The following is an 8,958-nucleotide window of genomic DNA, read 5'->3' on the forward strand; positions in this document are numbered from 1 at the left end:
CACCTAAATGCCAAACACACACCCCAAACCACCCCGCAATCCCGCACACACCAATAACCCTAGCTTACGCCGAGTTGTTCAGACCTTTCTTAAATCGTGCTTCGACAAGGGCTTCGCGCAGCCCTCAGCACGAACGGATTGTTGCCTGTTACGTTCGCCCCCGTATCGAGTACGGGGCAGGCTCAGAGCCTGCCTGGCCTGAGCCTGTCGAAGGGTCGAAGGGCAAGTCTACACGGAGCGATGCGTTTACGAGACGGCCTCCTGGGGAGAGCGCCAGGGTGGGGGGATTTCTGCTTAACCCATCCTCCGTAATCAGCAAGACCGATACGCAAGAGTGCAATAACGGGAAATTCAACTCCCAGAATGGGGGAATCTCCCCCTCACCCTAACCCTCTCCCGCCGGGAGAGGGGACCTACCCGACCCGGCAAGGGTAATGCAAAGGTCTTTGCCGGGAGAGGGGACTTTCCCGCCTCGCCAAGGTCAATGCAGTGGTCTTCTTAGGGAGAGGGAGTCTTCTTGCTTCTATTCCGGGGTAAGCGAGAGTGTCCAGGACAGGCAAGTGTCTCCACCGCTTACCGGCGGGATGAAAGCTACCTCATCGCCGGCGCGCAGTACCGTTTCCGCCGAGGCGTAGGTGCGGTTGACGGAGAACGACACGGCTGCTTCCGCGCCTGCCAACGCCGGGTACTCGTCAATGAGCCGGGCCAGCACCTGGCCAACCGTCGTACCGGCGGGCACTTCTTGTACCAGCGTGCTACTGCCCAGGGCTTCGCGAAAGACCGCGAAGAGCCGCAGTGTAATCAACTCCGTCTCTGCCATAGGGCGCTATCCTTCACTGCCGCGTCTTTTTCTCAGTATACCAAAGCCGATTCCGTGCACGGCAGCGAGCAGGCTTGACAGATGCATTAGCCCCCGCAATACTACGCGAGAAGGAGGACGGCACAATGGCGAATCGGGCGGCCCCTGCCCAACCGGTCCTGAGCGACGAGCAGCTCGCGTCCTATCATGAGAACGGTTTTCTGGTGCTCCCCAACGTGCTGTCGGCGCAGGAGCTCGCCGGGCTGCGGGCAGCCGCCGACGCGCTGGACGAGGAACGGCTCCGACGCGGCGGCAAGGAACGCACCGTTGCTATTCATGACGTGATCTTCTTGCAGGATGCGTTCATGGAAGCGGCGCATCATCCCGCGCTTGTGGGAGCTTCCGTGCAGCTCATCGGCGAAAACCTGCATCTGATTCAGGCGCGGGTCCACTGGAAGCCCATCGCCAAAGGTGAAGGCGCCGTGGACTGGCATCAGGACTATCCCTTTCACCCACTCACCAATTACGACGTGCTGGCGGTGACGTTTCTGTTGGATGACACCACGGTGCGGAACGGCGCGCTGCAGGCCATCCCCGGCAGCCACACGCGGGGTCCGGTGAGTCACCACGACGCAGACGGCGCATTCATGGGGCACTGCTCCACCGCCGATGATTACGCCCCCGACGTTGCCAACGGCAACCTATACGACCTGGAAGGACCTGCCGGCAGCATGACCATTCACCACGGCAATCTGCTGCACTACACGCATCCCAATAACAGCGATACGCCGCGGCGGGCGTTGGTCTACCAGATCGCGGCCGGCGACGCGGCGCTGCTCGGCGGCAACTTCTTCAAAGTCTGGCCGGTCTATTTGCACGGCAGCGATCCTTTGGTTGCACGCTTCTTGGACGGGTCGCTGCAACGCCTGCCGCAGCCTTTCCGCAACCAGGGAGGACTGGACAGCTAAGTCGTTGACTTTAACGGAAACTGCCCCCTATGATTAAGGCGTGCCTGTAACGGTACACGGTGCGAACAGAGAATGGTGCGCATGTTCGGGGGAACTGCTGGGGGACTGCTATGTCTGCTGAACGCTATCTTCAAATCGGCGAGGTAGCCGAGCAACTGGGTCTTACGCCACGCACGCTGCGGTATTACGAAGAAATCGGCTTGCTCGCGCCGCCCTCTCGCATGGAAGGCGGCTTCCGCCTCTATTCGGCTGCAGATATTGACCGCCTGGAGAATATCGTGCAGCTCAAGCGGCTGCTGGGCTTTTCGCTGCGCGAAATCAAACAGGTGGTGGAGGCGATGGAGTCGCTCAAGCTGCTGCGGCAAGAAAGCAAGCAGGCGTCCGACCTGGAAACGAAGCGGGATTCCTTGCGGAAGGGTTTGGAAATTCTGGAGCAACAGGTCGAAGTGCTGGATGGGCGCATGCGCCAGGTGGCTGAAATGCGCGACCAATTTGACGAGCGTTCCCTGCGCGTACGGGAACGGCTGGAGCAGATCGAAACCGAACTCCAAGCTGTCGCCGTGAACACTACTACGTGAGCAGCGACGCCAACGCCCCTACGTGCCGCGAGAGCCGACGCTCGTACTTGGCGGCGCGAGGCAAACGCAGCAAAGTTTCGTCAAGCGGGCCGGTGTAGGTTGTCTTGGCAAGGATTCGCCCTCTTTCCGCTTCAAGTACGGGTCAGGCTCTAGACAATTCCGAGCGGAGAGCCCGTTTTGCATACCGCGCATGCTTTGCACAAGACAGGTCGGCAGGCAAATAGACTTCCATGCCCTGGGGAGACTCCCTATCGAGGTACGGAACAGGCTTTGCGGGGTAGAGCCAAGGGCGCATAGCGGACTCCTATTTCGTGGCCTGATTGGCGCGCGGTATGATCCTACTCTTCGGGCCAAAGGCGCACGAATTACTCCCACTCCTCGGGCCCAAGGTGGGCGACATGCTCCTACCCCCCGGGCCAAAGGTGCGCGACCTGCTCTTACTCCTTGAGCAAAAGGCGCACGGATTGCTCTCACTCCCCGGGCCCAGCGCGCGCGATGTGCTCCCTCTCCTCGGGCCAAAGGCACACGATATGCTCCCTCTCCTCGGGCCAAAGGCGCACGGTAAGCTCCCTCTCCCTGGGGAGAGGGTTGGGGTGAGGGGGGACTTTCACCGCTCCTGCCAGATTCCACATCTACGACGAAGCCGGCGTATTCCTTACAATTGCACAATGCCTGCCCCGCATGCCGATACGGGGCACCACTGATAGCGGGGATCTCTCTTTCAGTAGCGGTGCGTTGAGTACTCAAGCGGTAATGAGGGTTGCGAATTGCCCAAGGAGGCAGCATTCAGTGACTATTCCGGAACAGCCGACGATCACGACGGAGACCTTGCGCGAGATGCTGGCTGCTCTGCCACGCGCTCAATTGGCGAATCTTCCTACGCCGCTCGACTACTGCCCACGCCTCACGGCGCACCTGGGCGGTCCCGACATCTCCATCAATCGCGACGACCTGACCGGCCTGGCACTGGGCGGCAACAAGACGCGCAACCTGGATTTTCTGTTTGGTGAGGCCATCGCTCAGGGTGCGGACTGCATCATTACCGGCGCGTATCCGCAGTCGAACCAGTGCCGCCAGACCGCGGCGGCCGCGGCGAAACTGGGGCTGGAGTGCTTCCTCGTACTGGGAGCGCTAAAGCACCGGGCGGACGTGCAAGGCAACCTGCTGCTCGATCACCTCTTCGGCGCGCGCGTGGAGATCGCGCCGGACGCCGACGACGTGGATGTGCAGGCCGTCATTGACGAACGCGTGGAATCGCTCAAGGTCCAGGGCAGGCGGCCCTTCCGCTTCACGAACAAATACCCCGCACTTGCCGTCAAGTCGGTGGCGGGCTACCTGAGCGGCATGCTGGAGCTGCACGAGCAATTGCAGCACCTGCCGGAGCAGCCGACGACAATTGTCGTCACCTCCGGTTCCGGCTCCACCCACACCGGCATTGCCGCCACGGTGAAGGCGTTGGGCCTGCCCTATCACGTCACTGGCATCTCCATCCGTCCGCAGAATCCGCCGCAGCGCGAGCGCATTGCCGCCCTCTCCCAAACCGCCGCGCACTACTACGGCATCCCTTGCGCTTTAACTGCTGATGAAGTGGACGTGCGGGAAGAGTACTTCGGCGCCGGACACGGCATCACCACCGCCGCGGGCCGGGAGGCGGTGCGCACCGTGGCGCGCACCGAAGGCATCTTGCTCGACCTCACGTACACCGGCAAGGCTATGTCCGGCCTCATCGACCTGGTGCGGAACGGCACCTTCAAGCCAGGCGAGCGCGTGGTATTCGTGCACACCGGCGGCATTCCCTCGCTCTTCGCCCACGCTGACGAGGTGCTTGCATAGCATAGTCTTGGACCTCTTGCAGTCCGCGGTGGCAGGTTCCGCAGACGTGTCGAGAATCCCATTCACACCACACCCAAAAGTGACGCTTGAGGAGACCACTGCGCAACCTCATTTCTTGGGCGCAAGTTCCTACCCCCTCTCCCGGGAGAGAGGGCTGGGGTGAGGGGAATACTCTGCCAGTACACCCAATCCACGCCCCAAATCCAGCGTTTGGACACAGGTCTCCTTGGGGCAGAGACCGGCGTAAATTTGCGGCATGGTAAGATACTTTGCGCAAGGCCCGGGCGCAAACCTGCGACCGGAGGGTTGCGATTGGCGTGCAGCCCCACCAATCCGGTGCAAGTAGCCTATGCCTGCGCCGGATTCCACACATGTGATAGGCACTCAGCGATTGCAATAATTCGCGTAAGGAAGCAATAGCATGAACCCTTTGTCAATGGCGGCAACACAGCAGGAACTCTTGGAGTCCAGCCGGCAGCACTTTCCGGGCGGCAGTTCCGGCTTGTGGCGGCTGCCGGACGAATATCAGATTGTGGTCACCCACGGGCGCGGCAGCCACGTGTGGGACATGGCCGGACGCGAGTACATCGACTGCATTCTGGGCTCGGGGCCCGTGCTCATCGGGCACGCCCATCCGGCGGTGGTGGCGGCGGTGCAGGCACAGGTGGCGCAGGGCGCCACCTACTTTCTCCTGAACGAACCGGCAATTCGGCTGGCCGAACAAGTGGTGGATGCCGTGCCGTGCGCCGAGCAGATCCGCTTTGTGAGCACCGGCACGGAGGCCACCTTCTACGCCGTGCGCATTGCTCGCGCCTATACCGGCCGCAACAAGGTGCTGAAGTTCGAAGGCGCGCTCCACGGCGGCAATGACTATGCCACCCTGAGCACCGCGCCGCCCCGCACGAGTGACTATCCCCATGGCATTCCGGACAGCAGCGGCATCCCGGCGCAGGTGCAGGAGCAGGTGTTGATTTCGGAGTTCAACAACCTCGACCTTACCCGCGAGCTGGTGCACCAACACGGTGACGACCTGGCAGCCATCATCATGGAACCGCTCCAGCGGGCGCTCAATCCGGAGCCGGGATTCTTAGAAGCCGTCCGGGATTTGGCGCACGAAGTGGGGGCGTTGCTGATCTTCGACGAAATCGTCACCGGCTTCCGTCTCGCCTGGGGCGGCGCACAGGAGTACTACGGCGTGGAGCCGGACCTGGCGGTGCTCGGCAAGGCGCTGGGCGGCGGCTATCCGCAGGCCGCGGTGGCCGGGCCCGCCGCGATCATGGAGGTGGTCTCGTCGGCTATCCGTGGCACGCCGCGCTACGTCTGGATGGGCGGCACGTTCAGCGGCAATCCCTTGAGCGCCGTGGCCGGCCTTGCAACCCTGAGCGTGCTGCAGGAAGAAGGCAGCTTTGCGCGTCTGCACGCGATTGGCGATACAGTGCGCGACGGGCTGGAAGCGCTCGGCAGGGAGTTTGGTGAGCCGCTGCAAGCCATCGGCGCGGGGCCGCTGCTGCAGGTCTTCTTCGGCGAAGGTGAATTGCGCAGCTACCGCGACTGCCTGCAGACCGACAATACCAAGCGCATCGCATTCGCCCAAGAGCTGCTCCGCTCCGGTATCCTTACGAATCCGGGTGAGAAGCTCTACTTCTCGCTCGCCCACAGCGATGAGGACGTGGGCGAGATTCTCGACCGCGCCCGGGCGGCGTTGAAGACGGTGCAGGAGCGAGATACGGCCAAGTAGGAGCGTAGCCGCAGTTCTGGCTCAAAAGAGGCGCGGATTCTGGGCACGCGGTTCGCAAACTTTGATCCCAAGATGGTCTGAATAGGCCCAAAGCGCTTTGTCATAAGTGTGGGCCTCGCACACTTTCATGTACGTAGCGGTCGCAAGATGTATGCAGTCGCGCGGATCTCGCTTAAGGCTTTCCTCCAGACCAATTCTCATTATTCCGCGGGCCTGTTTCGCGATGAACGGCGTAAACTCTACAAGCAACACTACGCTGCTGTCATAGAAGAGCTTATCAATATTGTTAAGTGCCGACTCGTCGAGCGTTCGGTCGATAAGTTCTTGGCCCGAGTGTGCCACCTCTACTAATGACAAAATGGAGGTGACAATCTTGCGCTTCCCCTCGCTCTGCTCTACCTCGCTCAAAATCCCCTGTAGCGTGTTTATGTACTCTGGCGTGTCATTGATGTAATGCAAGAAACAGTTGGCGTCCCAGTATATATAGATTGGAAGATCTGGCATTGCGCCCCCTAAGAATTCGCGACGTTTCGCAAAACTCCCCGCGCCTCACGGTAAGAGCCAGGGGCGGTAGAAGGTATCTCATTGATTGTTCGGATGCTCCTGATTTGGGTCGGAATGCCGGTCTTTGGGTCGCGCCGAATCATCCCCTCGACAAGTACTTGCTTTCGCCAAAGACGCGCTGCCTCATCGGCGTTTTCAAGAGAAAGGTAACAGATGACGGGGGCGTCAAATAGACTCTCATACAGCGTGAATTTGAGGTTCTGACGGTCGGAAAGCGTCCGTATCCGTCCTTCTATCGCCCCAAACGCATCTACGGTTACTGGTTTCTGTTCCCGTTTGGGAGGCTCGCGGACAATATGCTGTGCCCTTGGTGTGCTGAAGTGAATAGCAGTTATCTCGCCATTGACTAGAGATGCAATTGAAAGGGCATGTCTGCGGATTTCCTCGGAGTAGGGTATCTCAGAGTGATCTTCTAATGCTTGGCCGACGATGGAGTAGGCGGCCATTAGCAACGGAACGTCCTTTGGGTCATCGGAAGTTCCTTGTAAAGTCGTTGCCGCACTTGAAGCGGAAAGCTCGATAACTTTCCACTCTACTGAAACAGCACTGCCCGTTATTTCAGAACTAAGGGACTTCAGCAATTCGTTAAGTTCGCTAATGGCCCTGGCGAAGTCTGGGAAGTGCACTACTCCATCTAGCTTTAATGTGACGACATTGTTTCTTGTCGACATATCACACCTCTGAATGGCACACATTGCAGCTTACATACATCATACCGTATGACTCAATCGTCAATTCGATCTGCTTCCAAATCCTTCTCCCGCCGATGCTGCGACCACTTAAGTGAAATTTGCGCTCTAGGCTAAGGCAAATCTGTATCTCGCCCTACTTGAGGCTCTCGCAGGCGGTGCCGTCTTTGTCTCTATCCAGTCGGTTTGGGTCTGACTTGTCCGCTTCCAAGACCGCTTGGGCCTGCCACTGGTACTCGAAGTCACCGCAGTTGAATTCATCTCCTTTGCCAACGTATTATTGCGCGTCGAAGTCACGCTGCGGCATTGCGGTAGGCGTGGGAGGGGGCGAAGGTATCGGTGACGGAAGAGCAGAAGGTGTGGGAGCGGGCGGAGGTGTTGACGTGGCCGCGGCCGGAGCGGTAAGCGTAGCCAGGATCACGGGCGTGGCCTTAGCTTCCACATTGGCGGTGGGCGTTACGGCAGCAGCCAAGTCGCTCTCTTCATCCCCTCCACAGGCGAGCACACTGACGCAGAGGCCTAGCAGGATCAGATTGGCAATACTGGCAAGGGGCCGCTGCCGGCGCGTGTTCGATAGGAACCCGAGGTGTCTGCGCATGAGGCGAATGTGCCTTCACCGTACTTGCAGGTGATGAAAGAATCCCAGTCCGTAGCGAGTCCAGAGCCAGCATGGGGGAGTGACGGCAAGACATGTGCTTTGCCTCACTACCATGCTACTTAACTGAGTGCGCCTTTCCCGAAAGGCGCTGTAGTCTTTGCACAAGCACACCGGCAGGTAGGCATCTGGTTGTGCTAACAAGGCGCTGGCAAAGTCGGCCTTGCTTAGCGCAGTGTCTTGCGCATTGCTCGACTCGCAGCCTTGCCCGCCACGCGACGCACGATGCGTTGTCCGATTCGCCCCCTACGCACGGCACTCACGTCACCAAGTAGTCGCGCCAACCAGTAGAGCAATGACCGCATTCTCATCTGATCTTTATGCCCAGTGGAGAATGTATTACAAACGTCTGCGCAGTAATTAACCGACTAAGCGTAGACAAAAGTGGAAACCTCTCATTAAATGGTACTGATATATGGTACCATTTTTCTATATGAGAAGGCAGCATCGGCGTATCCTAGAGCGAGTCTTCATTAGGCCGACACCATCCGATATCAGGTGGGTGGACATTGAGAGTATGTTGGAAGCAGTGGGCGTGGAGGTCTCAGAACGGGCAGGTTCGCGGTTGCTATTGAAGAAGGGCGCGGAGCGCATTGTGGTTCACAGGCCGCATCCTAGCCCACAGACCGGCAGGGCTACGGTTCGCAGCGTCGCCATGCTTTTGAGGACACTAGGAGTGACGCCATGATGGAGTATAAAGGCTACATAGCCACGATTGAATATGACGATTCGGTAGGGCTTCTGCATGGACAGGTCGTCAACGCTGGGCCCTATCCCATCGTCACGTTCGAGGCCACTAACGTAGAAGGACTGAAACGCGAGTTTCGCATTTCAATCGAAGAGTACCTAGCCTCGTGCGCGGAAGATGGCGTGGAGCCACGCAAACCGCTCTCTGGAAAGCTCACGCTGCGGCTCGGATCGGACTTGCATCAGCGCGTGGCGGTCACAGCGCTGCAGAGCGGCATGAGCATCAACGAGTGGATCAAGCACGTGCTAGGGTGTGTCGTCAAAGTAAGGTAGTGGTGGTAAGCTGAGGTAGTAACCAATGTAGCAGGATGGGAGCTATGTCAGCAACAGCCGCAGCGCCGGCGCACCGCCGCCACGATATTTCCGACCGGGCGTGGGAGGTATTGG

At 59.4% G+C, this 8,958-nt stretch carries 10 protein-coding genes and 1 pseudogene; 6 read left to right on the forward strand and 5 right to left on the reverse strand.

The features are described 5' to 3' along the window. Positions 1-523: 523 nt before the first annotated feature. Positions 524-820 (reverse strand): MoaD/ThiS family protein, encoded by a 297-nt coding sequence (locus OXE05_01215; protein MCY4435936.1) that lies wholly within the window; start codon positions 818-820, stop codon positions 524-526. Between the two features lie 125 nt (positions 821-945). Between OXE05_01215 and OXE05_01220 the strand changes: the two genes are divergently transcribed. From OXE05_01220 to OXE05_01235, 4 genes are all read left to right on the forward strand, one after another. After that, on the forward strand, positions 946-1,767 hold the full coding sequence (locus OXE05_01220; protein MCY4435937.1) for a phytanoyl-CoA dioxygenase family protein: 822 nt from the start codon (positions 946-948) through the stop codon (positions 1,765-1,767). Positions 1,768-1,877: 110 nt separating this feature from the next. After that, positions 1,878-2,345 carry a MerR family transcriptional regulator gene (locus OXE05_01225; protein ID MCY4435938.1) on the forward strand — a complete coding sequence of 156 codons (468 nt, stop codon included), beginning with the start codon at positions 1,878-1,880 and terminating at the stop codon, positions 2,343-2,345. A gap of 789 nt (positions 2,346-3,134) precedes the next feature. Beyond that, positions 3,135-4,178 carry a D-cysteine desulfhydrase family protein gene (locus tag OXE05_01230; GenBank protein MCY4435939.1) on the forward strand — a complete coding sequence of 348 codons (1,044 nt, stop codon included), beginning with the start codon at positions 3,135-3,137 and terminating at the stop codon, positions 4,176-4,178. A 421-nt stretch (positions 4,179-4,599) separates the two neighbouring features. Further along, positions 4,600-5,916 (forward strand): aspartate aminotransferase family protein, encoded by a 1,317-nt coding sequence (locus OXE05_01235; protein MCY4435940.1) that lies wholly within the window; start codon positions 4,600-4,602, stop codon positions 5,914-5,916. A gap of 21 nt (positions 5,917-5,937) precedes the next feature. Here the strand turns inward: OXE05_01235 and OXE05_01240 are convergent, their stop codons facing one another. The 4 genes and pseudogenes from OXE05_01240 to OXE05_01255 form a co-directional block, all read right to left on the reverse strand. Further along, positions 5,938-6,420, reverse strand: coding sequence for a type II toxin-antitoxin system VapC family toxin (locus tag OXE05_01240; protein MCY4435941.1), 483 nt, complete (start codon positions 6,418-6,420; stop codon positions 5,938-5,940). An 8-nt stretch (positions 6,421-6,428) separates the two neighbouring features. Further along, positions 6,429-7,151 carry a hypothetical protein gene (locus OXE05_01245; protein MCY4435942.1) on the reverse strand — a complete coding sequence of 241 codons (723 nt, stop codon included), beginning with the start codon at positions 7,149-7,151 and terminating at the stop codon, positions 6,429-6,431. A gap of 154 nt (positions 7,152-7,305) precedes the next feature. Then, positions 7,306-7,410: pseudogene (locus OXE05_01250) on the reverse strand (excalibur calcium-binding domain-containing protein). A 36-nt stretch (positions 7,411-7,446) separates the two neighbouring features. Next, positions 7,447-7,767, reverse strand: coding sequence for a hypothetical protein (locus OXE05_01255; protein ID MCY4435943.1), 321 nt, complete (start codon positions 7,765-7,767; stop codon positions 7,447-7,449). 490 nt (positions 7,768-8,257) lie between these two features. Between OXE05_01255 and OXE05_01260 the strand changes: the two genes are divergently transcribed. Together OXE05_01260 and OXE05_01265 are read left to right on the forward strand one after the other, a co-directional pair. Further along, on the forward strand, positions 8,258-8,512 hold the full coding sequence (locus tag OXE05_01260) for a type II toxin-antitoxin system HicA family toxin (protein ID MCY4435944.1): 255 nt from the start codon (positions 8,258-8,260) through the stop codon (positions 8,510-8,512). Beyond that, positions 8,509-8,844: a type II toxin-antitoxin system HicB family antitoxin gene (locus OXE05_01265; protein ID MCY4435945.1), complete on the forward strand. Its 336-nt coding sequence runs from the start codon at positions 8,509-8,511 to the stop codon at positions 8,842-8,844. Before OXE05_01260 ends, OXE05_01265 begins: the two co-directional genes overlap by 4 nt. Positions 8,845-8,958: the final 114 nt, after the last annotated feature.

Source organism: Chloroflexota bacterium (genome assembly GCA_026710945.1).
GTDB lineage: Bacteria > Chloroflexota > UBA11872 > VXOZ01 > VXOZ01 > VXOZ01.

Excerpts from the sequence above, each read along its gene's own strand:
- OXE05_01225 (MCY4435938.1), top strand. The coding sequence starts at position 1,878 with ATGTCTGCTGAACGCTATCTTCAAATCGGCGAGGTAGCCGAGCAACTG.
- OXE05_01265 (MCY4435945.1), top strand. The coding sequence starts at position 8,509 with ATGATGGAGTATAAAGGCTACATAGCCACGATTGAATATGACGATTCG.
- OXE05_01220 (MCY4435937.1), top strand. The coding sequence starts at position 946 with ATGGCGAATCGGGCGGCCCCTGCCCAACCGGTCCTGAGCGACGAGCAG.
- OXE05_01240 (MCY4435941.1), bottom strand. The coding sequence starts at position 6,420 with ATGCCAGATCTTCCAATCTATATATACTGGGACGCCAACTGTTTCTTG.
- OXE05_01260 (MCY4435944.1), top strand. The coding sequence starts at position 8,258 with ATGAGAAGGCAGCATCGGCGTATCCTAGAGCGAGTCTTCATTAGGCCG.
- OXE05_01255 (MCY4435943.1), bottom strand. The coding sequence starts at position 7,767 with ATGCGCAGACACCTCGGGTTCCTATCGAACACGCGCCGGCAGCGGCCC.
- OXE05_01215 (MCY4435936.1), bottom strand. The coding sequence starts at position 820 with ATGGCAGAGACGGAGTTGATTACACTGCGGCTCTTCGCGGTCTTTCGC.
- OXE05_01245 (MCY4435942.1), bottom strand. The coding sequence starts at position 7,151 with ATGTCGACAAGAAACAATGTCGTCACATTAAAGCTAGATGGAGTAGTG.
- OXE05_01235 (MCY4435940.1), top strand. The coding sequence starts at position 4,600 with ATGAACCCTTTGTCAATGGCGGCAACACAGCAGGAACTCTTGGAGTCC.